Origin of the sequence: Xylophilus sp. (assembly GCA_009914555.1) — a bacterium.
Lineage (GTDB): Bacteria > Pseudomonadota > Gammaproteobacteria > Burkholderiales > Burkholderiaceae_C > WNDY01.
Genome location: WNDY01000005.1, coordinates 96,439 through 121,664, shown reverse-complemented (window position 1 = coordinate 121,664; position 25,226 = coordinate 96,439). Strand labels below are relative to the sequence as shown.

General features: G+C 71.8%; 19 protein-coding genes, 1 other RNA gene, 7 pseudogenes and 1 riboswitch. Of the genes and pseudogenes, 9 read left to right on the top strand and 18 right to left on the bottom strand.

Annotated elements, in window-relative coordinates:
- Position 1: 1 nt before the first annotated feature.
- The 5 genes and pseudogenes from GAK38_RS04950 to GAK38_RS04930 all read left to right on the top strand — a co-directional run bounded on the left by GAK38_RS04950 (position 2) and on the right by GAK38_RS04930 (position 5,342).
- Positions 2-955, top strand: a complete 954-nt coding sequence (locus tag GAK38_RS04950) for a 2-hydroxyacid dehydrogenase (protein WP_325341921.1) — start codon at positions 2-4, stop codon at positions 953-955.
- 50 nt (positions 956-1,005) lie between these two features.
- Positions 1,006-2,031, top strand: coding sequence for a Bug family tripartite tricarboxylate transporter substrate binding protein (locus GAK38_RS04945; protein WP_325341919.1), 1,026 nt, complete (start codon positions 1,006-1,008; stop codon positions 2,029-2,031).
- A gap of 40 nt (positions 2,032-2,071) precedes the next feature.
- Positions 2,072-3,048 (top strand): annotated as a pseudogene (locus tag GAK38_RS04940) (Bug family tripartite tricarboxylate transporter substrate binding protein).
- A 116-nt stretch (positions 3,049-3,164) separates the two neighbouring features.
- Complete coding sequence (locus GAK38_RS04935; RefSeq protein WP_325341918.1) at positions 3,165-4,499, top strand: MFS transporter; 1,335 nt, start codon at positions 3,165-3,167, stop codon at positions 4,497-4,499.
- A gap of 21 nt (positions 4,500-4,520) precedes the next feature.
- Entirely contained in the window at positions 4,521-5,342 is an 822-nt protein-coding gene (locus GAK38_RS04930; RefSeq protein ID WP_325341916.1) for an aldolase/citrate lyase family protein, read from the top strand.
- Positions 5,343-5,354: 12 nt separating this feature from the next.
- Here GAK38_RS04930 and GAK38_RS04925 read toward each other — a convergent pair whose 3' ends face one another.
- The 9 genes and pseudogenes from GAK38_RS04925 to GAK38_RS04885 form a co-directional block, all read right to left on the bottom strand.
- The gene (locus GAK38_RS04925; protein ID WP_325341914.1) at positions 5,355-6,344 is read right to left on the bottom strand and encodes an aminotransferase class I/II-fold pyridoxal phosphate-dependent enzyme; all 990 of its coding nucleotides are present in this window, start codon (positions 6,342-6,344) and stop codon (positions 5,355-5,357) included.
- Between the two features lie 58 nt (positions 6,345-6,402).
- On the bottom strand, positions 6,403-7,353 hold the full coding sequence (cbiB, locus tag GAK38_RS04920) for an adenosylcobinamide-phosphate synthase CbiB (protein ID WP_325341913.1): 951 nt from the start codon (positions 7,351-7,353) through the stop codon (positions 6,403-6,405).
- Positions 7,354-7,358: 5 nt separating this feature from the next.
- Positions 7,359-7,748, bottom strand: a pseudogene (locus GAK38_RS04915) (cob(I)yrinic acid a,c-diamide adenosyltransferase); the annotation flags it as partial.
- 70 nt (positions 7,749-7,818) lie between these two features.
- Entirely contained in the window at positions 7,819-8,580 is a 762-nt protein-coding gene (locus tag GAK38_RS04910) for an ABC transporter ATP-binding protein (RefSeq protein ID WP_325341911.1), read from the bottom strand.
- A 427-nt stretch (positions 8,581-9,007) separates the two neighbouring features.
- Positions 9,008-10,060 carry a FecCD family ABC transporter permease gene (locus tag GAK38_RS04905; RefSeq protein WP_325341910.1) on the bottom strand — a complete coding sequence of 351 codons (1,053 nt, stop codon included), beginning with the start codon at positions 10,058-10,060 and terminating at the stop codon, positions 9,008-9,010.
- A gap of 70 nt (positions 10,061-10,130) precedes the next feature.
- Entirely contained in the window at positions 10,131-11,018 is an 888-nt protein-coding gene (locus GAK38_RS04900; protein WP_443089154.1) for an ABC transporter substrate-binding protein, read from the bottom strand.
- On the bottom strand, positions 11,015-11,578 hold the full coding sequence (locus GAK38_RS04895) for a bifunctional adenosylcobinamide kinase/adenosylcobinamide-phosphate guanylyltransferase (protein ID WP_325341909.1): 564 nt from the start codon (positions 11,576-11,578) through the stop codon (positions 11,015-11,017). The genes GAK38_RS04900 and GAK38_RS04895 overlap by 4 nt, the downstream gene beginning before the upstream one ends.
- Entirely contained in the window at positions 11,575-12,882 is a 1,308-nt protein-coding gene (locus tag GAK38_RS04890; RefSeq protein ID WP_443089153.1) for a cobyrinate a,c-diamide synthase, read from the bottom strand. Before GAK38_RS04890 ends, GAK38_RS04895 begins: the two co-directional genes overlap by 4 nt.
- Positions 12,883-12,895: 13 nt before the next feature.
- The gene (locus tag GAK38_RS04885; RefSeq protein ID WP_325341905.1) at positions 12,896-14,776 is read right to left on the bottom strand and encodes a TonB-dependent receptor domain-containing protein; all 1,881 of its coding nucleotides are present in this window, start codon (positions 14,774-14,776) and stop codon (positions 12,896-12,898) included.
- An 88-nt stretch (positions 14,777-14,864) separates the two neighbouring features.
- Positions 14,865-15,106: riboswitch (cobalamin riboswitch) on the bottom strand.
- 72 nt (positions 15,107-15,178) lie between these two features.
- Between GAK38_RS04885 and GAK38_RS04880 the strand changes: the two genes are divergently transcribed.
- From GAK38_RS04880 to ssrS, 3 genes are all read left to right on the top strand, one after another.
- Positions 15,179-15,427 (top strand): DUF904 domain-containing protein, encoded by a 249-nt coding sequence (locus tag GAK38_RS04880; protein ID WP_325341903.1) that lies wholly within the window; start codon positions 15,179-15,181, stop codon positions 15,425-15,427.
- A complete protein-coding gene (locus tag GAK38_RS04875) occupies positions 15,424-15,768 on the top strand; it encodes a cell division protein ZapA (RefSeq protein WP_325341901.1) in 345 nt (114 codons plus the stop codon). The genes GAK38_RS04880 and GAK38_RS04875 overlap by 4 nt, the downstream gene beginning before the upstream one ends.
- Positions 15,769-15,830: 62 nt before the next feature.
- Positions 15,831-16,009: non-coding RNA, 6S RNA (gene ssrS / locus GAK38_RS04870), on the top strand.
- 42 nt (positions 16,010-16,051) lie between these two features.
- On the opposite strand, the pseudogene GAK38_RS04865 reads toward ssrS, so the two are convergent.
- The 6 genes and pseudogenes from GAK38_RS04865 to hemN all read right to left on the bottom strand — a co-directional run.
- Positions 16,052-18,457 (bottom strand): annotated as a pseudogene (locus GAK38_RS04865) (EAL domain-containing protein); the annotation flags it as partial.
- Positions 18,458-18,522: 65 nt separating this feature from the next.
- The gene (locus GAK38_RS04860) at positions 18,523-18,717 is read right to left on the bottom strand and encodes a hypothetical protein (RefSeq protein WP_325341899.1); all 195 of its coding nucleotides are present in this window, start codon (positions 18,715-18,717) and stop codon (positions 18,523-18,525) included.
- Positions 18,718-18,907: 190 nt separating this feature from the next.
- Positions 18,908-19,285, bottom strand: a pseudogene (locus GAK38_RS04855) (HD-GYP domain-containing protein); the annotation flags it as partial.
- Positions 19,286-19,462: 177 nt separating this feature from the next.
- Positions 19,463-19,744, bottom strand: a pseudogene (locus GAK38_RS04850) (DUF3391 domain-containing protein); the annotation flags it as partial.
- Positions 19,745-20,000: 256 nt separating this feature from the next.
- The gene (locus GAK38_RS04845; RefSeq protein WP_325341898.1) at positions 20,001-20,723 is read right to left on the bottom strand and encodes a sulfite exporter TauE/SafE family protein; all 723 of its coding nucleotides are present in this window, start codon (positions 20,721-20,723) and stop codon (positions 20,001-20,003) included.
- A gap of 10 nt (positions 20,724-20,733) precedes the next feature.
- On the bottom strand, positions 20,734-22,116 hold the full coding sequence (gene hemN, locus GAK38_RS04840; protein ID WP_325341969.1) for an oxygen-independent coproporphyrinogen III oxidase: 1,383 nt from the start codon (positions 22,114-22,116) through the stop codon (positions 20,734-20,736).
- Positions 22,117-22,248: 132 nt separating this feature from the next.
- Here hemN and fnr point away from each other — a divergent pair.
- Positions 22,249-23,025, top strand: a pseudogene (gene fnr, locus GAK38_RS04835) (fumarate/nitrate reduction transcriptional regulator Fnr); the annotation flags it as partial.
- 70 nt (positions 23,026-23,095) lie between these two features.
- Here the strand turns inward: fnr and GAK38_RS04830 are convergent.
- The 3 genes and pseudogenes from GAK38_RS04830 to ccoG all read right to left on the bottom strand — a co-directional run bounded on the left by GAK38_RS04830 (position 23,096) and on the right by ccoG (position 25,199).
- Positions 23,096-23,404, bottom strand: coding sequence for a hypothetical protein (locus GAK38_RS04830; protein WP_325341896.1), 309 nt, complete (start codon positions 23,402-23,404; stop codon positions 23,096-23,098).
- A 46-nt stretch (positions 23,405-23,450) separates the two neighbouring features.
- Positions 23,451-23,666, bottom strand: a complete 216-nt coding sequence (locus GAK38_RS04825) for a FixH family protein (protein WP_325341968.1) — start codon at positions 23,664-23,666, stop codon at positions 23,451-23,453.
- A gap of 93 nt (positions 23,667-23,759) precedes the next feature.
- Positions 23,760-25,199 (bottom strand): annotated as a pseudogene (gene ccoG, locus GAK38_RS04820) (cytochrome c oxidase accessory protein CcoG).
- Positions 25,200-25,226: the final 27 nt, after the last annotated feature.

The following is a 25,226-nucleotide window of genomic DNA, read 5'->3' as shown; positions in this document are numbered from 1 at the left end:
CATGGCGACCACCGTGACGGTGCTGGCACAGCACGCACCGCAGGCACCCCGACTGCAGCAACTGCTGGGCGAGGGCTTCATCGTCCAGGGCCAGGCCGCGCTGCCGGCCGAAGGCCCCATCGTCACGGACGTGCTGGTCACTACCCGGCTCACCGCCCAGGAGGCCCCCCGGCTGCAGGCGCGGCTGCTGCAGGCACCGGGCGCCGGCCTAGACGCGATCGCACTCGACGCCCTGCCTGCCCACTGCCGTGTCTGCAACGTCTACGAGCACGAGATACCGATCGCCGAGTTCGTGACGCGGGCCGTGCTCGACTGGGTCATCTTCCCCGAAGGCGATCGCTTCGCCATGGATGCAGCCCATTGGGCGGCGACCTACCGCGGCCGCGCCGTGCATGGCGAGGCCTTCGGCCGCCGGGCGGCGATCGTCGGCTTCGGTGCCATCGGCCAAGCCACGGCCGCGCGGCTACGCGCGCTGGGCCTGCATGTCACTGCCGTCACCCGCCATGCGCGGCTCGAGCCCGGCGCCGATGCCACGCATCCCGTGGCCGACCTGGCCGCGCTGCTGCCGGCGGTGGACGTGCTGGTCCTGTGCTGTCCGCTCAACGACAGCAGCCGCGGACTGGTCGGCGCGCGCGAACTGGCGGGGCTGCGCTCCGACGCCCTGCTGGTCAACGTGGGCCGTGCCGAGCTGGTGCAGCCGCAGCCGCTGTACGAGACGCTGCAGGCACGCCGGCTGGGCCGCGCAGTCCTGGACGTCTGGTACCGCTACCCCACGCCCGACCACCAGGGACCGCTGGAGCCGGCGGAATTCCCCCTCACCCAGTTGCCCAACGTCCGCAGCACGCCCCATGTCTCGGGATGGACGCATGGCCTGCTGGAGCGGCGCTATGCGTTCATGGCCCGCAACATCGCCCGCCTGGCAGCCGGCGAGCCGCTGCACAACCAGCAGCGCTGACGCCACCCCGCCGGGCGGGCCCCTTCCATGGAACGACGGAGACACACAGCATGACATCCACAGAACATCTGGGCCTCTCGCGCCGCCGCTGCCTGACCCGGCTGGCGGCACTGGCGGGCACCGCGCTGGGCGCCAGCCTGGCTGCGCAAGCGGAGGACAAATACCCCAGCCGTCCGGTCACGCTGGTCGTGCCCTTCTCGGCCGGCGGCGGCACCGACGTGGCCGCCCGCCTGCTGGCCAACAAGCTGACCCAGCGCTGGGGCCGCTCCGCCGTGGTGGACAACCGGGCCGGTGCCGCCGGCATCATCGGCGCCGACGTGGTGGCGCGGGCCCGGCCCGACGGCTACACGCTGCTGATCGGCAACGTGGGCACACAGGCGATCAATCCCTTCCTCTATCTCAAGCTGCCCTACGACAACGACACTGCATTCACGCCGATCGCCCTGGTGGCGGAGCTACTCATCGTGCTGCTGGCGCAGCCCGGCTTTCCCGCCAGAACGGTGCAGGAACTGGTGGCGCTGGCCAAGGCCCAGCCCGGGAAGATCAGCTGTGCCAGTTCCGGCGCAGGCAACTCCACCCACCTGGCGTTGGAGTTCTTCCAGGCCGCGGCAGGCATCCAGTTGCTGCACGTGCCCTACAAGGGCGGCGCGCCCGCCACGGCCGACCTGCTGGCCGGCCAGGTGGATCTGCAATTCACCTCGGTGCTGGAAACCAGCGCAGCCGTCAAGGCCGGCCGGCTGCGCGCTCTGGCGGTGACAAGCGCCCGCCGCGCGCCCGCGCTGCCCGAGGTTCCGACGCTGGCCGAGGCCGGCGTCCAAGGCGCCGAGTCAGGCTCCTGGGTTGCCCTGCTCGGCCCGAAGGGCCTGCCGCCGGCCCTGGCCCAGGCCATCGCCGCCGACGTCCAGGCCGTGATCGCCACGCCGGCCGCCCGCGAGGCCTTGGCGGCCCAGGGCGCGACAGCGCTCGGCGACGGGCCTGACGCTTTGAAGAAAGTCGCTTTGAAGAAAGTCATATCCGAGGACAGCCATCGCTACGGCCAGCTAATCCGCAAGCTCGGCCTGCGGGCCTCGACCTGAATCCAGGAACCTGTCTCCCATGACCCTCTCGCCCTCCTCCATGTCCTCCCGCCGCAGGCTGCTGCTAGCCCTGGCTGCATCGTCCCTTCTGCTCGCCGCACGGGCCCAGGCCCAGGGCGACTGGCCGCAGAAGACCACGACCATCGTCGTCCCCTTCCCCGCGGGCGGCTCGACCGACACAGTCGGCCGGGTCCTGGCCAACCAGTTGCAGGCGGCCACCGGACAGTCGTTCATCGTGGACAACCGCCCGGGCGCCACCGGTGCCATCGGCGCGGCCTACGTGAAGCGGGCCCCAGCGGACGGCTCGGTGCTGATGGTCGCCTCGCTCGGCATCTTCGTCATCGCGCCGCACCTGCAGAAGAACCTAGCCTACGACGCGCTCAAGGACTTCGACTACATCAGCATCCCGGTGCAGGCGCCCAACGTGCTCGTCGCAGCTCCCGCCAAAAAGGCCCGCACCGTGGCAGACGTGATCGCCGAGCTGCAGGCCCAGCCTGGCAAGGTGAGCTTCGCCAGCTCGGGCAACGGCGCATCGGACCACCTCTCCGCTGAAGTGTTCTGGCAGCAGAGCAAGACCCAGGGCCTGCACGTGCCCTACAAGGGCGGCGCGCCGGCCATCACCGACCTGCTGGGCAACCAGGTCGACTACTCCTTCCCCAACGTCAATGCCGTGCTCGACCACATCCGCGCCGGCAAGCTGCGCGCCATCGCGGTCACCGGCACGGCCCGCTCGCCGGTACTGCCCGATGTACCTACCCTGGCCGAGTCTGGCGTACAGGGTGCCGAGGTGTACTCCTGGCAGGGCTTGGTCGGCCCGCGCGGGTTGCCGGCCGCGGTGAAGGAACAGATCGCGGCGGCGGCCATCACCGCCATGCGCGGCCCGCGGTGCGCAAGCGCATGAACGATCAGGGCCTGGAGATCGTGGCCAACACGCCGGCCGAGTTCACTGCGTTCCAGGCCCGGGAGTTTGCCCGCTGGAAGACCCTGATCGCGCAGCGCGGCATCCACATCGACTGACACCGCGGCGCGGCACGGCGCCCTTCCCCCGCCGGCCGGCAGCCCCGCCGGCGGCGCCTGCCCGGATCGGGACATCCTCGCCCGGCAGGCCGACAGCCCAAGAGTTCCCACACACCATGAACAACACCCTGCAGACCCACGCTCCCGCGGCCGTGCGGGGCCGCGTGCGCTACGGCATCGTCGCCCTGCTCTTCTTCGTCACCGCCATCAACTATGCCGACCGGGCCATCCTCGCGGTGACCGGGCCGCTCATCACCAAGGACCTGGGCATCAGCCCGGTGGAGCTGGGCTTCGTCTTCTCGGCCTTCGGCTGGTCGTATCTCGTCGGCCAGATACCCGGCGGGCGCCTGCTGGACCGCTACGGCTCCAAGCGCGTGTACTTCTGGAGCATCCTGCTGTGGTCGGCGTTCACTCTGCTGCAGGGCGGCGTGATGCACTTCGGCGTGGCCGCCGCGGTCTACATCATGTTCGGCCTGCGCCTGCTGGTGGGCGCGGCCGAGGCGCCGTCGCTGCCGGCCAATGCGCGCATCGTCTCGGCCTGGTTTCCGACGCAGGAGCGCGGCACGGCCACGGCCATCTTCAACTCGGCCCAGTACTTCGCGACCGTGCTGTTCGCGCCGCTCATGGCCTGGGTCGCCCATGCACTGGGCTGGGAGAGCACCTTCTACTTCATGGGCGCGCTCGGCATCGTCGGCAGCCTGCTGTGGCTGGCCGTGATGCACAGCCCCGACCGGCATCCGTCGCTGGGCACGGCCGAGCTGGAGTACATCCGCGAAGGCGGCGGCCAGACCGACATGGATGCGCCGTGCAGCGCCGCCGCGCCAGCCGCAGGCAGCGCCTGGTCGCACGCCAGGGTGCTGCTGGGCAACCGCATGATGCTCGGCATCTACCTGGGCCAGTACTGCATCAGTACGCTGACCTACTTCTTCCTGACCTGGTTCCCGGTCTACTTGGTGCAGCAGCGCGGCATGTCCATCCTCAACGCCGGGCTGGTGGCGTCGATCCCCGCGATCTTCGGCTTCGCCGGCGGTCTGCTGGGCGGCGTCTTCTCCGACGCACTGCTGCGCCGCGGCCATTCGCTGTCGGTGGCGCGCAAGACGCCGATCGTCCTGGGCATGCTGCTGTCGATGAGCATGGTGCTGTGCAACTACGTGCAGGCCGAATGGCTGGTCGTGGCCATCATGGCGCTGGCCTTCATGGGCAAGGGCATCGGCGCGCTCGGCTGGGCGGTGATGGCCGACACCGCGTCGCCGCGCATCGCCGGCTTCAGCGGCGGACTGTTCAACATGTTCGGCAACGTGTCGTCGATCGTCACGCCGATCGCCATCGGCACCATCATCCAGGCGACCGGCTCGTTCAACGGCGCGCTGCTGTTCATCAGCGCCAACGCCGCGCTGGCCATCTTCGCCTACCTGGTGGTCGTGGGCGAGATCAGGCGCGTCGAAGCCTGACCGTTGCCGCATACTGTGCCCATGCCCCAACACAACCGCTTCAAGCACGCGCTGCGCCAAGGCCAGCAGCAGATCGGCCTGTGGTCGACCATCCCCTCGCCCTACATCACCGAACTGGTTTCCGGCGCCGGCTACGACTGGGTCCTGCTCGACACCGAGCACACGCCGGCCGACGTGCCGCAGATGCTGGGCCAGCTCCAGGCCAATGCCGCCGCGATTCCCGGCGGCGCCGTCACCTCGGCCGTCGTGCGGCCGGCCTGGAACGACCCGGTGCTCATCAAGCGCTACCTCGACATCGGCGCGCAGACCCTGCTGCTGCCGTTCGTGCAGGACGCCGACCAGGCCCGCGCCGCCGTCGCTGCCACCCGCTACCCGGGCCGCGGCATCCGCGGCGTGGGCGGCACGATGCGGGCCTCCAACTTCGGCCGCGATGCGCAGTACATCCATACGGCGCACGAGGAGACCTGCGTGCTGGTGCAGGTGGAGACACGCGAAGCGCTGGCCGAGATCGAGGCCATCGCCGCCGTCGACGGCGTGGACGGCGTCTTCATCGGCCCGGCCGACCTGTCGGCCAGCATGGGCCATCCCGGCCGGCCGCGCCATCCCGAGGTGGACGCCACCATCGACGACGCGATCCGCCGCATCCGCGCCGCCGGCAAGGCGCCGGGCATCCTCATGGCCGATCCGCAGCGCGCCCGCGAATGCCTGGACCAGGGGGCGCAGTTCGTCGCCATCGGCATGGACTTGACGCTGCTGCGCACCGCGCTGGAACGCAATCTCGCGGGCATCCGCGGCGGCGACGCGCCGGCCGCGCCCGCCGGGCCAGCGCAGCCGGCGTACTGAGACGAACGGCCGTCAGTCTTTCACCTGGGCGCGCAGTGCCTCGTCCAGCGCGTGCTGCGATGCCGGCGCCAGCACGCCGAGCCGCACATGGCCCGGCAGGGCGAACGACGCGCAGTCGCGCAGCTTGATGCCGCGTGCGCGCAGCGCCGGCAGCAGTGCCGCCAGCGGCTGCGGCGGCCGGGCGCAGACGAAGTTGGCAGCGCCCGGCAGCAGCCCCCAGCCGTGCGTCTGCAGCATCAGCGCCTGGCGGTCCTTCCAGCCGCGCAGCGTGGCGCGGCTGGCGGCCAGCCAGTCCTGTGCCGCGGGCGCGGTCCAGGCCTGCAGCAGCGCCACGCCGTGCGCTCCCACCGGCCAGGACGGCGCCAGCGCGCGCAGGGCGTCTGCCGCGCCGCCCTGACCCTGCGGCGCGATCGCATAGGCGGCCCGCACGCCCGTCAGGCCGAGGGCCTTGTTGGGCGTCCACAGTTGCCAGGCATCGGCCGGCACGGCAGGCGCGGCGCCTTCGAGCCGCAGCGGCGCGTAAGCGCAGTCGAGCACCTTGACCGCGGCAGCCCGTGCCCAGCGCGCATAGGCCGGCTCGGTGCCGCCGATCGGGCTGGAAGGCTCGCAGGCCCAGGCGAGGTCGGCATCGGCCGGCTGCGCAGCGCGTGCACCGCCCCAGGCGGCGGCGGCATCGGCATAGTCGCCATAGGCATGGTCCGGCAGCCACACGCGGGCCCCGCCCTGCCGCGCCACCCAGGCGGTGATGCGGAAGATGCATTCGCTCGCGCTGCCGGCCATGACGACGCGCCCGGGCTCCACGCCGTGGAAGGCGGCCAGCCGCGCGCGCAGCGCGGTGTATCCGGCGTCGGGATAGCGCGCGGCATCGGCCGCCTGCACCGCGGCGAGCGCCTCGGGACAGGGGCCGCAGGCGTTGGCATTGGTCGAGAAGTCGTGCGCCGGCATACCCAGCGCATCGGGGCCGCCGTGCATCCGCGCCGCCGGCCGGGGAAAGTCGGTCATCCGGCCGATTGTCGGGGGAAGCCCCCGCAGGGCGGCGCCGCTCTCGCCGCCCGCCATGTCAGGCAAGCCATGCGCCGAGCACGGCCAACAGCCCCGCAGCAGCCGCAGCCCTGCCGGCAACGGCAATCGCCAGGGGGGTATGCCTTTGTACCGGGCTGTCGCCGTCCCCATTGAGCACATACACCCCAGGCTTTGCCAGCCGGATGCGCAGCGCGAGCGCCATCGCGCCCATCGGCCAGCCGCCGTTGGGCGACGGCGTGCGGCGCGCCTCGGCCGGCAGCGCGCGCCACGCCGCGCGGGGTGCTGCGGCCAGCAGCAGGATCAGCGCCGCCGTGGCGCGCGCCGGCAGCCACGACAGCGCATCGTCCGCCCGCGCCGCCCATTTGCCTGCCCATTTCCACACGCGCGCGTCGCGGGAGCCCTTGTAACCCCACATGGCATCGGCCGTGTTGGCGAAGCGGTAGAGCGCGGCGCCCGGCAGGCCGGCGGCGGCGAACCAGAACAGCGGCGCGACGACCGAGTCGTTGAGGTTCTCGGCCAGCGACTCGATGGCGCTCTCGCGCACCTCGGCGGCCGAGAGCCGGGCCACGTCGCGGCTCACCAGGCGGCCGAGCCGGGCGCGGCCGGCGTCGAGCGAATCGGCCAATGCGGTCTCCACCGCCCGCACTTCGTCGCGCAGCATGCGCCAGGCCAGCAGCGGCTTGAGCAGCAGGCCCAGGACCGGCGCCGCAGCCCAGGCGGGCAGCCAAAGCACCACCAGGGCCTGCACGGCCGCGGCGATGGCCGTCACCACAGCGGCGATGGCGATCCAGCAGGCGGCGCCGGCGAAGAATTGCCGCTGCGCCGAGGGTACGGCAGCGTCGTCCTCATGTGGCGCAACGAATGGGCTGGCGCTGCCCAGCGCCCGACCCATCCACGCCACCGGATGCCAGCGCACCGGCGGCTCGCCGGCCCGGCGGTCCACCGCGAGGGCGACCAGCGGAGCGAGCGCCAGCCAGGCGGACGCCACGTCGGTCAGTCCTCGATGCCGCGCTGGGCCGGAATGCCCGCATCGAACGCATGCTTCACCTTGGCCATCTCGGTCACGGTGTCGGCAATGTCGATGATCTCCTGCGGGCAGCGGCGGCCCGTCAGCACCACGTGCACGTCGCGCGGACGGTTGCGCAGCGTGGCGAGCACGCCTTCCTGCCCATTGAGCGGCAGCCAGCCGTAGACGAGTGGATAGGTGATCTCGTCGAGCACGACGAGGAAGTGCCCGCCGCCGAGGATGGCCGCGCGCGCCCGCTGCCAGCCGGCGCGCGCGAGGGCGGCGGACTGCTCCAGGTCCTGGCTCTTCCAGCTGAAACCGTCGCCCAGCCCTTCGATCGGGATGCCGAGCTGTTCGAAGATGCGGTGCTCGCCGGCGGGCTTCTCGTAGGGCTTGGTGCTCGGCGGGGTCTCGATCTGCATGGTGCGTTGTTCTCGTCCGTCGGATTCAGGTTCGGGGGATCGCCAGCCACTGGCCGTCGAGGCTGCGCACGGCGATGCGGTGGTCGAACACGGCTTCCAGCGCGCGGTGCGTGGCCGCGTCGGCCGTGGGACCGTGGTGCAGCAGCCGGCCCGCGGCCATCACGGCCAGGTCCTCGGCCTGCAAGGCGACCGAGACTTCGTGCAGCACGCTGACCACGGTGGTGCCGTGGGCCGCCAGGCCGCGCACGATGGCGATCCAGTCGGCCTGGTGCGGTGGATCGAGGTTGGCCAGCGGTTCGTCCATCAGCAGCACCGGCGCCTGCACCGCGAGCACGCGCGCGAGCAGCACGCGCTGGCGCTCGCCGCCCGACAGCCGGCCGAGCGGCCGCCCCTGCCAGTCCCAGGCGCCGGTGGCGCGCAGGGCCTGTTCCACGGCCGCATGGTCGGCCGGCGACGGCGGCGCGAGCCAGGCGCGGTGCGGCAGGCGGCCGAGCATGGCGACGTCGTAGACGCTGAGGTCGTCGGCGCCCCCCTCGTTCTGGCCCAGCCAGGCCAGGGTGCGGGCGCGCGCGCGGGCGGGCCAGCCGGCGAGCGGCCGGTCGTCGAGCGCGACCCGCCCGGCATGGACCGGCAGCAGGCCCGCCAGCGCCCGCAGCAGCGTGGACTTGCCGGCGCCGTTGGGGCCGACGATGCTGGTCCAGCGGCCGCGGGCGAAGGCCAGGTCCAGGCCGTGGAGCACGGGGGTGCGGCTCAGGTGGACTTCGAGGGCTGTGGCGGCCAGGATCATCGGAATGCTCCTGGCTGAACCCGGTGTCGACCCTGCTTCCCGAAGCGAGCGGGTGCGCACACAGTGCGCCCCGAAGGCCAGGCCGAGCGCAGCGATGGCCCGTGTGGTATCCACCTCCCTTCTGGATGCGCCGAGGAGCACAGCTTCAGTCGGAAAAAGGGCCGACGATTGATTGAGCGAAGCGAGTTTCGGCGGCCCCCGACTGAAGCGAGCACCGCAGGTTGCCCGCAGCGAAGCGGAGGGACGCAGCCAGCAGGGTCGCCTTTTCTTTGCTTGCTTTCTTTTGGCGAAGCAAAAGAAAGTGAGTCGCCCGCCGGGGCGAGACCCGGCTCCGGGAAGCAGCCAAGAGGCAGCGCCAGCTCCCGGCGCACAAGAGCCCTCACCCCAATCCTCTCCCAGAGGGAGAGGGAGGAAAACCAGAGACCCATCACAAGCCCCCCGCCCGCACCCCCCGGTGCATCAACCACAGCAGATAGGACCCGCCCAGCACAGCGGTCAGCACCCCCACCGGCAGTTCCTGCGGCGCCAGCAGCCAGCACGCGAGGATGTCCGCCGCCAGCAGCAGCACCGCTCCCATCAGGCTCGCCAGCAGGATGTGCCGCCCATGCGTGGTCTTGACGATGGAGCGCACCAGGTGCGGCGCCGCCAGCCCGACGAAGGCGATCAGCCCGGTCTGCGCCACGGCCGTGCCGGTGGCCAGCGCCATCACCGCGATCAGCGCGGCGCGCATCGGCGCCAGCGGCAGGCCCAGGCTGGCGGCGGTGGCCTCGCCGAGCGTGAGCCCGTCGAGCGCCCGCGCCAGCATTCCGGCGCCCAGCGCGCAGAGGCTCCAGGCCACGGCCATCAGGCCGCAGGCCGCCCAGCCGACGAAGCCGGTGCTGCCTAGCGTGAACGCCTGCATGGCCTGCAGGATCTCGGGCGAGGCCAGTTCCACCAGGTCGCGCGCCGCGCCCAGCACCACGCCGACGATCACGCCGGCCAGCAGCAGCCGCAGCGTGTGCTGCACGCCGCGCGCCAGCACCAGCGTGAGCGCCACCGCGCCCGCGGCGCCCGCGAAGGCCATGCCGGTGATGCCGATGCGCGCCAGCCACTGCGCCGCCAGCGGCGAGACGCCGAACAGCGCCATCGCCACCGCGCCGCCGAGCGCCGCGCCCGAGGCGCTGCCCAGCAGGTACGGGTCGGCCAGCGGATTGCGGAACAGTCCCTGCGCCACCGCGCCGGCCAGGCCCAGCAGCGCGCCCGTCAGCCAGGCGCCGATGCTGCGCGGCAGGCGGATGTCCCAGACGATCTGGCGGGCCACGGCATCGCCTTGCAGCAGGTCGCGCAGGCTGGTCCAGCCGGTGCTGCCGACGCTGGTGCCGGCGGCCAGCAGCAGCACGCCCGCCAGCGCGAGCCACAGCCCGAGCCAGGCGGCGCGGCGGCCGGCACGGCCCGGATCGAACGCCGCGGCGAGGACGGCGCGGGACGGCATGCCACTCATACTCCGACCACCATAGCGCCTTTACGCTTGAATGGCGGTCGCAATACGCCGTATCTGCGGGGAGTATCCATCACGGCGCCTTCTCCGCCAGGCATCGCGCCATGACGCGCGCGGCTTCGGCCAGGCGCGGGCCGGGACGCACCACCACCTCGGCGTCGCCGGGGCCGAACACGCAGACGCGGTTCTCGCGCAGCGCCCGCATGCCCTGCCAGCCCGGGTACGGCACCATGGTCTGCATGCTGCGGTTGCCGACCATGATCACGTCCGGATCGGCGCGCACGACGAATTCGGGGTTGAGCCGCGGATACGGCCCGAGGAAGCGCGGCACCACGTTGCGCACGCCCAGCCGGGCCAGCGTCTCGCCGATGAACGACGACTCGCCGGCCGCGTACGGGCCGCGGCTGACCTCGAAGTACACGCGCGCATGGCGGGCGCGCGCCGGCAGCGACTGCGCCGCGGCCTGCACGCCGGCCTCGATCTCGCGCCACAGCCGCGCGGCGCGGGCGTCGTCCACGTCCAGCACGCGGGCCACGCCGTCGAGCACGCGCCGGCTGTCGGCATAGCTGCGCGGCTCGAAGGCGGCCACGGCGATGCCCAGCGCCTCCAGCCGCTCGCTGGCGCGCGACGCGGTGCTGGCCAGCACGAGGTCCGGCCGCAGCGCGACGATGGCCTCGATGCTCGGGTCCAGCCCGCCGCCCACCTGCGGCAGGCGCTGCACCGCATCGGGCCAGTTGGAATAGCGGTCCACACCCACCAGCCGCGCGCATTCGCCCAGCGCGCAGACGCTTTCGGTCAGCGAGGGCAGCAGGCTCACGATGCGCTGCGGCGCGCGCGCGAGCCTGACGGCGCGGCCGCGGTCGTCGGTGAGCGTGACCGGCTCGGCGGCGGCGGCCTGCACGGACAGCGCCGCGCAGCAGGCGGCCAGCAGCAGCCGGCGGAGGGCACGGCTTCGGGTCACCGGGCGTCCTTCACGACCAGCGGCAGCCCGGCGGCCATCAGCACGACGCGGTCGCAGGCGGCCGCCGCAGCCTGGTTGAGGCGCCCCAGGCCGTCAACGAAGGCCCGCACCTCGCGGCCCATCGGAACCACGCCCAGGCCGATCTCGTTGGAGACCAGCACCACCGGCCCGGCCGTCCGGCCGATGGCCCGGGCCAGCGCATCGGCGGCCTGCCCGGGCGCCGGGCCGCCGGTGCGCGGCGCGGCAGGCATGGCGAGGTTGGTGAGCCAGAGCGTGAGGCAGTCGACGACGACCAGCGTATCGGCGCGGCTCTCGCGCAGCAGCGCCCCGGGCAGGTCCAGCGCTTCCTCGACCGTCGCCAGGCCCGGCACGCGGGCGGCGCGCTCGGCGCGATGGCGCGCGATGCGCGCGCGCATCTCGTCGTCCCAGGGCTCGCCCGTGGCGATGAGCACGGAGCGGCGCCGCGGCGCGCTGGCCAGCCAGTCACGCGCGAGCAGTTCGGCCCGGCGCGACTTGCCGTTCTTCTGGCCGCCGAGGATGAGTTCGGACCGCCGCGTCATGCCGCGCCCCCGAACAGCGCGGCCGCGGCGCGCGGGCTGGAGGCGAACCAGGCATGGAAGTAGCTCGCCCGCACGCTGCCCACGCGGTAGGCGGCCTCGCCGGCCGTGCCGTCGGGCCGGCTGGCGTGTGCCGCGGGCGCCAGCGGCGTCGTGCAGGTCGAATAATGGAAGGTGTGGTCGCGCAGCGTGCCCGCCGCACCGTGCCACTGCCGGGGGCCGAGCGCGGCCAGGCGGGGATGCATCGCGGCCTGGCCGGGCAGCAGTCCCCACAGCGGGTGCCGCCGGCCATCCGCGGCGGCTAGCGTATCGAACAGAACCATCATGCCGCCGCATTCTGCCCACACGGGCGCGCCGCGCGCGGCGTGGGCGCGCAGGGCGTCGCGCAGCCGGGTGCAGCCGGCCAGGCGTGCGGCATGCAGTTCCGGATAGCCGCCGGGCAGCCAGACCGCATCGCAGGCAGGCAGGTCATCGCCTGCAAGCGGCGAGAAGAAGGCCAGCCGGGCGCCAAGCGCAACCAGCGTGTCGAGGTTGGCCTGGTAAATGAAGCAGAAAGCCGCATCGCGGGCAACCGCGATGGTGCGGCCCCGGAGCAGCGGCTCCACGGGCCCGGCCGCGGGCGGCGGAGCGAATTCCACGGTCCATGGCGCGAGGTCCGCCTGCCCCAGCGGCGCGGCGGCCAGCGCATCGGCCGCGGCATCGAGGCGCGCCGCGGCGTCGTCCACCTCGGCCGCCGCCGTCAGCCCCAGGTGGCGCGACGGCAGCGTAAACGCCTCGCCGCGCGGCAGCGCGCCGAGCCAGTTGGCCTCCGCGTCCAGTTTGTCGTGCAGCATGGCCGCATGGCGCTCGCCGGCCACGCGGTTGGCCAGCACGCCGGCCCAGCGCAGGCCGGGCTTCCAGGTGCGCAGGCCGTGCGCGACGGCCCCGAAGGTGGCGGCCATGGCGCCGGCGTCGACGACCGCCAGCACCGGCAGGTCGAAGCGCCGCGCCAGGTCGGCCGCGTTCGGCGCGCCATCGTAGAGGCCCATCGCGCCTTCGACGACGATCAGGTCGGCACAGCCCGCCGCCTCGTGCAGGCGCGCGGCGCAATCGGCCGCGCCGTTCATCCACAGGTCCAGCGGATGCGCCGGCGCGCCGCTGGCCAGCACATGCCAAAACGGGTCGAGGAAATCCGGTCCGCACTTGAACATGCGCACCCGGCGGCCGGCGCGCGCGTGCAGCCGCGCCAGCGCCACAGCCACCGTGGTCTTGCCCTGGCCCGAGGCCGGCGCGGCCACGAGCACGGCGGGGCAGGCGTTCACCGCCACGCAGCCAGCGGCCTTATTGCGGCTGCCACTTTAGGCCGACGTAGAACACGCGGCCGGGCGTCGCATAGGTGCGCGCGAGCTGGTAGTCCTTGTCGGCCACATTGTCGATGCGCGCCAGCAGCGTGAAGTCGCGCGCGATCGCGGTGCTGGCATGCAGGTTCAGCACACCGTAGCCGCCCAGACGGTTGGTGTTGGCCGCGTTGTCCCAGCGGTAGCCGGAGAACTGGGCCTCGGCGCCGACCGTCCAGCCGGCGATGCGGGTGTCCGCGCCCAGGCTGGCGTGGCGGCGCGTGCGGCGGGCCAGCAGCTTGCCGCTGTCCAGGTCGCGCGGGTCCTGGAAGTCCACCGAGCCGCGCAGCGAGACGCCGCCCAGCGTGTGCGCGGCCGACAGCGTCACGCCCTCGTATTCGGCCCGGCCGACGTTCTGGTAGCAGCCGTACGGCGACGCGCAGGCACCCGCGGCGCCGTAGACGATCAGGTTGCGCACGCGGTTGCGGTAAACCACGGCGCCCAGGCTGGTCGCGCCTTCGCTCCAGCGCAGGCCGGCCTCGACGTTGCGGCCCTCTTCGGGCTGGAGGCTGCCGACGCCGTATTCGCTGAAGCGCTGGTACAGCGTGGGCGCGCGGAACGAGGTGCCGGCCGAGACGGTCGCGCGCAGGTTGCGCGTGATCTCCAGGCCATAGGCGGCGCTGCCGGTGGTCTTGCCGCCGAACTCGCTGTCGTCGTCGCGGCGCAGGTTGGCCTGCACCCCATGCACGCCGCTCTTGAAGCCATAGCCCAGGGCCAGCGCGTTCTGCGAACGCTTGCGGTCGAGCGTGGCCGAGTAGCCGTCGGAGGGGTTGGTCAACTGGTCCTCGCGGCGCTCCAGCGCAGCGGTGAACAGGTGGGCGCCCAGGCGGTACTCGTTCTGGAACAGGTAGCTGCGCAGTTGGGTCTCGGTGATGTAGAACGACGGCTGGGTGCTGTACTTGCTGTACGAATCGGCGACCTGGAGCTTGGTCGAGTACGCCTCGGTCCACTGCGCCGACCAGGTCAGGCCGCCGGTGCGCAGCAGGTGCTTGTTGCGGTCGTCGTCCACCAACGCCGTGGCCGCGGAGCCGTCGTACTGCGAATTCAGGTCGCTCGCCAGGAAGGTGCCGTCGATGCGGTGGCGCGGGTCGATCTGGATGCCCACGCGCGCGTTGGCCGAGGTGCGGCGGAAGCCGTCCTTGTCCGGGTTGGACGTGGCGATCGGGCGGGAATTGAAGCCGTCGCTGCGCTCGTGCGAGATGCCCAGCGCGTAATCGACCTGGCCGCGCTCTCCGAAGGCGCCACTGATGCCGGCCTCGGCCGTGCGCGTGCCCTGGTTGCCGATGCCGACGCCCACGGTGGGCACCGGCCTGCCGGGCTCGCCCTTCCTGGTGAAGAGCTGGATCACACCGCCGACGGCATCCGACCCGTAGACCGCGGCGGCCGGGCCGCGCAGCACCTCGATGCGGTCGATGCGCGACAGCGGGATCTGCTCCCAGACCGCGCCGCCGGTGGACTGCGAATCGACGCGCACGCCGTCGATGTAGACCGCGGTGAAGCGCGATTCGGCGCCGCGCAGGAACACGCTGGTGCTGCTGCCCTGGCCGCCATTGCGGGAAATTTCCACGCCCGGCAGGCGGGCCAGCAGGTCGGCCACGCCGACGGCGCCGCTGTCTTCGATGGTGCTGCGATCGACGATGGAGACATCGGCCACCAGATCGGACAGCGGCTGGGCCACGCGCGTGGCGGTCACGACCGTCTCGCGCAGGTCGCTGTCGGTGGCGGCCTGGGCGAACAGGGCCTGGGCGAAGGTGGACAGGGGGAATGCGGCGGCCAGGGCCAGCGGGAGCGCGGCGATGCGCACGGCGTGGAAACGGTTTTTCATGAGGAAAGGCAACGGAGCTGCGCCTGCGACCGGCATCCCCGCCGGTCCTGGGCATCACGGCCGCGCATTCGTTCCAGACGGGAAAGAAGGCGCGGCCACCTTGTTGGCCGGTATCCGGGCTGGCGGCTTGGGCCCATGCGGCGCCTTCCCAGGTGCTTGTTCAAGGCATCCAGTGGCATGTTGCGCAGGGTGGATCGGAAACGATCCGTCCGCTGACCGTTGCGGGGGCAGCGCAGGCTGGGCTTCGTGCCGTGGGCATCGGCCGTCCTGCTTCCCGTTGAACTGCGCCCTGTGAACCAGGCCGCGAGCACCAACGGCGCGCATTGTAGCGGTCTGTCATCAAAAATCACAGGAAGCACGGCGCCCCGGCCACGGGCGGCAGCCTACAATGCGCGGCTGCCTATGCCGACCCCTACTTCCATCGACCAGATCACCGAACGTGTGGAACGGCTGCTGCTGCGCCACGCCGAACTGCAGCGCACCAACGCGCTGCTGAAGCAGGAGATCGCGACGCTCTGCGCCGAGCGCGATTCGCTGCGCTCGCGCCTGGCCGCCGCGCGGGCCCGGGTCGATGCCCTGCTCGACCGCCTGCCCGGGCAGGCCACCGGCGCGCCCACCGTGGCGCCGGCCGTGCAGGAACCACCGCAATGACGCCGCCGCTCAAGCAGATCGAAGTCCAGATCATGCAGCAGAGCTACCTGCTGGGTTGCGCCGAAGGCCGCGAGGCGCGCCTGCTCGACGCGGTGGACCGGGTGGACGCCGCCATGACCCGCATCCGCGACGCCGGCAAGGTGCGCGCCCGCGACCGCATCGCGGTGCTGGCCGCGCTCAACCTCGCCTTCGAGATCTCCGACCGCGAAGCCGCGGCGCAGCAGGCGCCCGCGGCCCCTGCCGAGCCGTCCGCCGCCGCAACGGCGGAAGACGACGAACGCCTGTCGGCCCTGCTGCGCCGCCTCGATGACGCCTTGGGCCAGGACGGTCAACTCCTTTGAGGAATCCCCCTGCGCCGGCGTCGGGCGCGGCGTTGCGGCGGTTGCGCCGGCCGGTAGAATGAAGGCGTCTGCGGTGCTGCCAAGCTTATATTTCCTTGAACCAATGCTCTCTGAGCAAGGGATTGGTACATCGCCCGGTGAGCGTGATCGTCTCGCGTCAGACGAACCCAACGCCTGGCTGCCCTCTCCCACCTGAACCCCTGGTTCAGGATGACGGCTTGGCGGCATTCGCAGACACCTTCTTCCCCGCGGCCTGCGGCGATGCCGCCGTCAGGTCACACGGCGCGTCGGCGGCCGCGTTCCAGGCCCGGGCCAGCGTGTCGAACTCCGCCACCGGCATGCCCGGCGCGCAGAGGAATCCCTGGAAATGGTCGCAGCCCATGCCTTCGAGCGCGGCACGCTGCCCGGCCGTTTCCACGCCCTCGGCCACCACCTCCAGCCGCAGCGCACGGCCGATGCTGATGACGGCGTTGACGATGGCCGAATCCCCCTCGTCGCCCGGCAGGCCGCGCACGAAGGACTGGTCGATCTTGAGCCGCTGGATCGGGAACTTCTTCAGGTAGGCCAGGCTGGAATAGCCGGTGCCGAAGTCGTCCACCGCCAGCCCCACGCCGAGCGCGGCCAGCGCCTCCAGCCGCTCCAGCACCTCGCCGGCATCCTGCACCAGGATGGATTCGGTGAGTTCCAGTTCCAGCAGCGCGGGCGGCAGGACGGCTGCCTCCAGCGTCTGCGCCACGTGGGCGACGAAGCCCGGCTGGCGGAACTGCATGGCCGACACGTTGACCGACACCACCAGCGGCGTGCCGCCGGCCGACCAGCGCGCGGCCTGGGCCACGGCCTGCTCGATCACCCAGGCGCCGATCCCGACAATGGCGCCGGACTCCTCCGCCAGCGGGATGAACACGCCCGGCGACACGGGGCCCAGCACCGGATCGGTCCAGCGCAGCAGCGCCTCGGCACCGGTCATGCAACCTGAGGCCAGGCAGATCTGCGGCTGGTAGTGCAGCCGCAGCCGGCCTTCGGGCAGCGCCTGGCGCAGCGCATGCTCCATGCGCATGCGGGCGAGCAGCCCTTCGTTCATGCGCGGCTGGTAGAAGCCGAAGCTGCCGCGCGCGCGCTCCTTGACGCGGTGCATGGCCGTGTCGGCCTGGCGGATCAGGTCGTCGAGCGTCTGGCCGTCCTGCGGGTACAGCGCCACGCCGACGCTGCACCCGACCGAAAAGCCCATGCCGTCGAGCACGAAGGGCGCGGCCATGGCGTCGAGCAGGCGGCGCGCCGACGCCTCGGCCGCGGCCGCATCGGCGCCGTGCAGATGGATCACGAACTCGTCGCCGCCCAGGCGGCAGAGCGTGTCGGCCGGCTGGAGGCAGTCGTGCAGGCGCCGCGCGGCCTGCACCAGCACCCGGTCGCCGAACGGATGGCCGAGCGAGTCGTTGATGTTCTTGAAGCGGTCCAGATCGACAAACAGCACGGCGAAGCCGGGCGCGGCGGCTGCGCCGCGGCGGCTCGGCTGGAGCGCGAACTCCACGCGCCGGCTCAGCTGCAGCAGGTTGGGCAGGCCGGTCAGCGCATCGCTGAAGGCCAGCTGGTCGATGCGCTCCAGCGCGGCATGCTGCTGGGTCAGGTCGCGCACGAACCCGATGCTCTGCGTCACCTCGCCCTGGACATTGCGCACCACCACCCACGACAGCTGGACCTGGGCCGTGCGGCCTTCGGACTGGCGCAGCCGGGCCTCGCCGCTCCAGAAGCCCTGGCGCGACCAGGCGGTCTGCACCACCGGGAAGAAGCCGTCGTCAATGCCGTCGAACAGCGCGGCCAGGGGCCTTCCGTACAGTTCGGCGCCGGCGCGGCCGGTGAGCGATTCGGCCACCGGGTTGGCCCGCACCACCCGGTGGCCGCTGTCGGCGATGAAGATGGCGTCGAGGCTGCTGCCGAAGACGCGCGCGGCCAGCTGCACGTCGGCCTGGGCCTCGGCCATCGCGGTGATGTCGCGGAACACGTGGACGCGGCCGATGGCGCTGCCGTGGCTCAGTTGCGGCAGCGACACGCGCTCCACCAGCCGGCCGCCGCGCAGCACCAGCACGTCGCTGGCCTCCAGCAGCAGATCGGCCTCGATCGCGGCCAGACGCGCGCGGTAGGCGCCGGCATCGGCCGTGGCCGCGGCCATGTGCGCCCGCAGCTGCGCGTCGTCGCGGCGCAGGAGCAGGGCGGAGTCGACGTCCCAGATCGCGGCGAAGCGCTGGTTGAAGGCGCGCACGGCGCCGTCCACACCGCAGACCAGGATGCCGTCGGCGGTGGAATCCAGCGCGGCGCGCAACCCGGCGAGCTGGCCTTCGAGCGCTTCGGTCTCGCGCCGGGCCTCGCTGCGGTCGGTCGCGGCGACGAGGAAGACGCCGCCGCCCTGCCACTGCTGGCGCGAGACGCGGCGCTCCACCGGCACCAGGCGGCCATCGGCATGGCGCAGCCAGCCATGCGAATGCAGGACGCTGGCGATGCCGGCGCGCGCCTCGCCCCAGAAGGCCAGGTCCTCGGGAGTGACCGCCAGGCGCTCCACCGGCTGCCCCGCGACCGGCTCGCCCAGCAGCCGCACGGCCGCGGCGTTGGCCCAGACGATGGTCTGCCCGGCGCTGTCGGCGATCCAGACGGCGTCCAGGACACCATCCAGAAACCTAGGGGTATCTCCTTGCAGTCCACTGCTATCACCCACAAGGGACAGTGTACTGTCTGGTGTATGTGCGCAATATGCGACCAGGCTCACGCGTTGTCCTCGTCGGAGCCGGCGTCGGACGCCTGTTCGAAGAAGTAGCTCAGGCGCTGGCGCGGCGACAGGTAGTCGCGCGCGGCGCGCGGCAGCTGCGCCGGCCGCAGGCTGCGGCGGATGCCGAGGTCCGGGCGCGATTCCAGGTCCAGGATCAGCGCCTCGTCCATCGGCACGCGCGGGTCGTGCACCACCACGCACCACGCGCGGGCGCAGCGGGCGCGACGAGTTGACCGACACGACCAGCGCGAAGCGGTCATCCACCAGCTGCACCACCGAGCCCGGCGGGTAGACGCCCATCATGCGGATGAAGGCGCCGAGCACCGTGGTGTCGAAGCGCGAATTCATCTGCGCGAACATCAGCGACAGCGCCTCGTGCGGCGTCATGGCCAGCGCCAGCCGCGGCGGATTGCAAAGCCTGTCGAAGCGGTTGACCAGCGCGACGATACGCCCGCCCTGCCCCATGCGCTCGCCGGTGAGCCGCAGCGGAAACCCGCTGCCGTCAGCCATCTCGTGGTGCTGGGCGATGGCCAGCAGCACGTCGGCCGGCAGCTGCATCCGGCGGCCGAGCACGAGCGACTGGGCCACGTGCTCCTGGTAGGCGCGCACCTCGGCCGGGGTGAAGTGGTCGTCCAGGTGGCGCACGCGCTCGGGCAGTTCGATCTTGCCGATGTCGTGTAGCAGGGCGGCCAGGCCGATGCCGCCGAGCGCGTCGCCGGGCACGCCAAGCGCGCGGGCCAGCAGCAGGCTGATCACCATCACGTTGACCGGGTGCTGCGAGCTGCGCTCGCCCACGCCTTCGGAGAGCAGGCGGATGGCCGATTTGCCGTGCGCGGCCAGCTCGTCCACGCAGGCGTCGATCGCGCGCCGGCTCTCGTCGGCGGCGGCGGCCGGATCGGCCTGCACCAGCTCGGTCGTGCGCCGGTAGGCGCGGGCCGATTCGAGGAAGCGGCGCTCGCAGGCCAGCAGGGCGTTGCGCTGCTCGGCCAGCAGGCGCGTGCGGCGCTCGCGTGCGAGCAGGCCCGGCTCCGCGGCCGGCGCGCGGGCGGCGTCGGCCACCGCCGCCGCCGCTTCCCCGGCTGCCAGCAGGGCGCGCCAGATCAGCGGATCGCTGCGCAGCGGGTCGATGCGGAACTGGGCAATGCCCAGCGAGCGCAGCGTCTGCAGCTGCTCGTCGGAGACGATCTTGAAGCTCCCGACCGGAAACGGATGTTCCATCCAGCCCATGTCGAGCTGGACAAACAACCCTTTACGCAGCTGGCTCGCGTCGATCAGGCGAGTGAGGCCGTTTTCCATCGGGAATCGAATTACTTCCTTACACGGATTGCATTCATTGTCACTTCATTTCTTGACAACCCCGGCATTGTTGCAGAGCCGACCCACCAAATGCGTCGACAACGTACGATTGATCCACGTTCTGCAAAAACAGGCGACGGCCGTTGCCCGCCGGCCGGCCGGGCGCCGGCGCCCGCGGTCAGCACCAGAGGGCGATGCGGTGCTGCAGGTCGGCCCAGACGGCCCAGGCCGAGACGGCGCAGAGGGCCGCGCCCGCCAGGCGCACGCCGGCGGCGGCCGTGAACCGGCGCGGCCCACCGATGCGCAGGCGCAGCCAGAGCCAGGGGCCGCCCGCGAGCCAGACGGCAGTGCCCAGCCCGAAGCAGAGCATGGCCAGGGCGCCGTCGGCCGGGCCGCCGGCCAGCGCGGCGGCCAGCAGGGCCGAATACAGCAGGCCGCAGGGCATGGCCGCCCAGCCCAGCCCGGCCAAGCCGAGCCGGCCGAGCGAGCGCACCAGCGGCCCGACGCGCTGCCAGAGCCTGCGCCCGAGCCGCTCGACCCAGGCCGGCTGGCGCGCCTGGAGCAACAGCAGCAGGCCCCAGCACAGCGCGGCGAAATGGACCAGCGTCCAGGCCGGGCGCAGCGCGGCCGCGTGGTCCGACAGCCAGGCCAGCGACTGCATCGCACCGGCTGCGGCGGCGCCCGCGCCCATGTAGCCGGCCAGCCGGCCGGCCTGGAGCGCCGCCATGCGCCGCCAGGGCGCCGCTGCGCGGCCGGCCGGCCCGTGCAGCACGGCCATGCCGCCCCCGCCGCCTGCGGCTCCTCCCGCCAGGGCGCCGCACAGCGGCCCGCACATGGCCACGCAGTGTCCGCCGCCGACCAGGCCCATCAGCAGCGCGGTGGTGGCCAGCGCGGTGGACATGCCGGCCGCCCTAGATGATCCTGGAGAAGCGCGCCCGGTTGCGGTCGGCCTGCAGGTAGCGGTCGAACACCATCGCCACGGCGCGCACGAAGAACCAGCCCATCGGCGTGACCTCGATGCCGGTGTCGTCCACCTCGACCAGGCCCTGGCCGGCGAGTCCGCGCAGCGTTTCGATCTCAACGGCGAAGTAGCTGCGCGAATCGATGAGCCAGGCCAGATCGATCGACTCGAAGATCACCCGGCCCTGGCACATGACGGCCATGATCACCGCCCGGCGCACCAGATCGTCGCGCGTCAGCGCCAGGCCGCGCACCACCGGCAGGTGGCCGCGGTCGATCAGGTCGTAGTACTCGTCGAGCGTCTTGGCGTTCTGGCTGTAGGTCGGGCCCACGCGGCCGATGGCCGAGACGCCGAGCGCAATCAGGTCGCAGTCCGGCTGGGTGCTGTAGCCCTGGAAGTTGCGGTGCAGCCGGCCCTGGCGCTTGGCAATGGCCAGCGCATCGCCGGGCAGCGCGAAGTGGTCCATGCCGACGTAGACGTAGCCGGCCGCGAGGAAGGCCGAGAGCGACTGCGACAGCATCGTCACCTTGGCCGCGGCCGCCGGCAGCTCGGCCGCGACGATGCGGCGCTGCGGCTTGAAGCGGTCCGGCAGGTGGGCATAGGCGTAGAGCGCGATGCGGTCGGGCCGCAGCTCGGTCACCTGGGCCAGGGTGCGGGCGAAGGACTCGGGCGTCTGCCGCGGCAGGCCGTAGATCAGGTCGACGTTGACCGACTGGAAGCCCAGCTCGCGCGCCTTGGCCACGAGCGCGAAGACCTGCTCGGCCGGCTGCACGCGGTGCACCGCCTTCTGCACCGCCGGGTCGAAGTCCTGCACGCCGAAGGACAGGCGGTTGAAGCCGAGCGCGCGCAGGAAGGCCAGGCGCTCGGCGTCGACGGTGCGCGGATCGACCTCGATCGAGTATTCGCCGTCCGGCTGCAGCGTGAAGCTGCGACGCAGCATGGTCATGAGCTCGCCCAGGGCCTGGTCGCTCAGGAAGGTGGGCGTTCCTCCCCCCAGGTGCAGCTGGCTGGCCGGCTGGCCGGTGCCGCAGCGGGCGGTGTGCAGGTCGATCTCGCGGCTGAGATACCGCAGGTAGGTGTCGGCGCGCTCCGGGTGCCTGGTGATGATCTTGTTGCAGGCGCAGTAGTAGCAGAGGGCCTCGCAGAACGGGATGTGCACGTAGAGTGACGGCGGCAGCGCATGGGCCGCCGCCCGCGAGCCCCGCTGGGCCAGCGCATGGGCGTATTCCTCGGGGCCGAAGGCTTCGACGAAACGGTCGGCCGTTGGGTAGGATGTGTAGCGCGGGCCCGACACGTCGAACCGGCGCAGCAGATCGGGCGAAACCGCGTTCATCGAGGGGGATGGATTGGGCATGGCTGGCACTGTGCGCCGCATCGCCCCGGCGCCTCTTGATCCAGGTCAAGTGCGCTGCATGCCGCCCGCGCGACAATTTGAGCAATATCACAGCCAACCTTGAGCAACGTCATGGACCACTCGACCAGCCAGCCCACCGCCGATGCCGCAGCTGCAGCCGCCGGCCGCAGGGTCTCGATCCCGGCGATCAAGGTCGCCTGCTCCAACTGCAACCTGCGCGAGCTGTGCATGCCCCTGGGGCTGAACAACGACGAGCTGGAGCGCATCGACGAGGTGGTCGCCACCCGGCGCAAGGTCAAGCGCGGCGGCTTGCTGTTCCACAACGGCGAGAAGTTCACGGCGCTGTACGCCATCCGTACCGGCTTCTTCAAGCCCTGCATCGCGACGGAAGACGGCCGCGACCAGGTCACCGGCTTCCAGATGGCCGGCGAGATCATCGGCCTGGACGGCATCGTGGGCGACCACCATACCTGCGACGCCGTGGCGCTGGAAGACGCCGAGGTCTGCGTCATGCCCTTCGACCGCATCGAGGAACTGTCGCGCGAGGTCAACGCGCTGCAGCGCCACATGCACAAGATCATGAGCCGCGAGATCGTGCGCGAGCACGGCGTGATGCTGCTGCTGGGCAGCATGCGCGCCGAGGAGCGCCTCGCCGCCTTCCTGCTCAACCTGGTGCAGCGGCTGCATGCGCGCGGCTTCTCGCAGTCCGAGCTGATCCTGCGCATGACGCGCGAGGAGATCGGCAGCTACCTGGGCCTGAAGCTGGAGACGGTGAGCCGCACCTTCTCCAAGTTCGTCGACGAGGGCATCGTCGAGGTCAAGCAGCGGCATGTGCGCATCGTCGATACGGCGGCGCTCAGGCGCATCGTGAACCCCCAGGTCTGCCACTGCCCCGGGCGGCCGTTCCAGCCGCACATACTCCCCCAGTCAATGCTCTATAGCATGCTTGCACCGGACGCTACAGGCCTATACTCCCCCTTCCGCAGTCATTCCGCCGGCAGTCGTCGGGCCGCTCGCCGGGCGGCACCGGACAGCGGTTGACCTCGAACGGCGAGAGCGACAGCAGCGTGGTCAGCGCGCTCGAAACCATCGCGATCGCCCAGAAGGCGAAGAAGGCCACGGTGTAGATGCCCTCGCGCGACAGCGCCAGCGGCCGGCCGGACCAGTGCAGTTCGTGCGGATCGACCAGCGCGAAGACCAGCATCTCCAGCACGCCGGCCATCAGGAACGCCGGCCAGGCGATCCACATCCATCGTTGGGTCCACATGGGCGTGTCTCCTGTCGTTGTCGTGTCGTGGGGCGCCTGCCGTGCACTAGTGTGCGGGCAGATCCTTCGCGGGCGTCATCGCATGGTTGCGGCCCTGCATCGCCGGCGCCAGGCCGCGCTGCTCCTGCGCCGACAGCGTGCGGTTGATCTCGATGCCGCGGCGGTAGTAGTCCTCGGCGATGACCGGATCGGGCGTGCGCACGGCCAGCCACAGCGTGGTGAAGCCGGCGACGACGACGACGGCCGGGCCGGCGATCACCAGCCAGACATGGCCGTGGCGCCACCAGGGGGCGGGAGCGGGAAGGTTGGCGGCAGGGGGGGGGAAGACATGGCGTTGCTCCTTGGGAGATGAGTTTCAGCGAGGGACGAGGAAGGCGGACTTCTCCGAAACCCGCGCCGCGGATTCGGCCGCCTCGATGTCGAAGTACACGGTGTGCGAGCCCGGTTCGGCCGAGCCGTAGGGGATCTGCAGGCGCACCGGCACCCAGCGCGCCTCGGCCGGGCCGACCTCGAAGCCGTCCTCGGAGACGACCGCGAGCCCGTCGAGCCCGTGGGCGCGGATGCGGTAGTGCTGCGGCCGCTCGGTGGCGTTCATGATCTGGAGGCGGTAGACGTTCTCCAGCCTGCCGCCGGCCACGATGCGCGAGAGCGCGGCGCGGTCGCGTACCACGTCCACCTTCAGCGGCGTGCGCAGCGCGATGCTCGTCAGCAGGCCGATGCTGAGCGCGGCGAGCACTGCGGCATAGATCAGCACGCGCGGGCGCAGCACGCGGCGCAGGATCTGCGACTGGCTTCAGCCGTTGGCCACGCCGTTCTGCGTGGAATAGCGAATCAGCCCGCGCGGGTACTGCATCTTGTCCATCACGCTGTTGCAGGCGTCCACGCAGAGGCCGCAGCCGATGCATTCGTACTGCAGGCCGTTGCGGATGTCGATGCCCGTGGGGCAGACCTGCACGCACAGCGTGCAGTCGATGCAGTCGCCCAGGCCGGCAGCCTTCGGGTCGATCTTCTTGCTGCGCGGGCCGCGCCGCTCGCCGCGGGCCTCGTCGTAGCTCACGACCAGCGTGTCGCGGTCGAACATCGCGCTCTGGAAGCGCGCATACGGGCACATGTACTTGCAGACCTGCTCGCGCATGAAGCCGGCGTTGCCCCAGGTGGCGAAGGCATAGAACAGCACCCAGAACAGCGACCAGCCGCCGGCCTGGCCGTGCAGCGTCTCCAGGCCCAGTTCGCGGATCGGCACGAAGTAGCCGACGAAGGTGAAGCCGGTCCACAGCGCCACGGCGATCCAGACGGTGTGCTTGGCCGCCTTCTTCCAGAACTTCTCCAGCGTCATCGGCGCGGCGTCGAGCCGCAGGCGGGCCGAGCGGTCGCCCTCGATGCGGTGCTCGACCCAGAGGAAGATCTCGGTGTAGACCGTCTGCGGGCAGGCGAAGCCGCACCACAGCCGCCCGGCCATGGCGGTGAAGAGGAACAGCGCCAGGGCCGAGATGACGAGCAGGCCGGTCAGGTAGATGAAGTCCTGCGGATACAGGACGAGGCCGAACAGGTAGAAGCGCCGCGCATCCAGGTCGAACAGCACCATCTGGCGCTGCCCCCATTGCAGCCACGGCAGGCCGTAGAAGACCAGCTGGGTGATCCAGACCATGGCCCAGCGCCAGTGCGCGAAGCGCCCGGAGATGGAGCGGGGGTGGATCTTCTTCTGCGCCTCGTAGAGCGAGACGATCTCGGCCTGCGTGTCGGCCGCGCCCTGCGGGGCGGCGGCGATCGGAATGGTCCTGCGGGATGGCTTCATGGCTTTCCCGGAGGGCGCCGTGCGGCG